This is a genomic window from Mycoplasmopsis agalactiae 14628, assembly GCF_000266865.1.
Taxonomy (GTDB): Bacteria; Bacillota_I; Bacilli_A; order Mycoplasmatales; family Metamycoplasmataceae; genus Mycoplasmopsis; species Mycoplasmopsis agalactiae_A.
This window is the reverse complement of record NZ_AJPR01000022.1, coordinates 1-547: the sequence shown is the minus strand read 5'-3', so window position 1 is coordinate 547 and position 547 is coordinate 1. Positions and strand designations below refer to the sequence as shown.

Annotated in this window: 1 protein-coding gene; it reads left to right on the top strand. The window is 35.6% G+C overall.

Annotation, left to right across the window (positions count from 1 at the left end):
• Position 1: 1 nt before the first annotated feature.
• Positions 2-547: variable surface lipoprotein (locus MAGB_RS04105; RefSeq protein WP_050899991.1), on the top strand; the 546-nt coding region annotated here is incomplete at its 3' end.

Below are 547 nucleotides of genomic sequence, written 5' to 3'. Positions count from 1 at the left end.
ATTGCTGGGATCAGTATCATCGTTAGCTGCAATTCCTTTTGTAGCAGCTAAGTGTGGTGATACTAAAGAAGATGAAAAGAAACCAACTGACACCGCTCCAGGCAATCCTACTGAAACACCAGGTGGAAGTCAAAATAACCCAGGAGGAAATCAAAATCCAGGAACTGAAGGTGGCAGTAATCAACAAGGAAGCGAAATAAATGTTAAAGCTTTAAAAGATAAAATACATTCAATATGAGGCTTAGCTCAAGGATTTGAAGACCGTTTGCAAAACTCATTCAAGGAAGGTGATACATATCAATCAGTGCTAGACAAAATTAAATCAAAACTAAGTGATAAGGAAAAAGAACTTGTCAAGTTAGCTTCAGAAGGAGATAAGGACAATAAACTTGGTTTACAAGCAAAACAAAAAATAAAAATTAAAGTCGGGGCTGAAGAAATAGAACTTGAATTTGGAAATGTAGCTAATGCAAACACTACAGAAACTAATTCGGGAATAACAGCAAAACAAGCTTTAAGCAAAGTTATAGCTAAAACTGCATTAGGT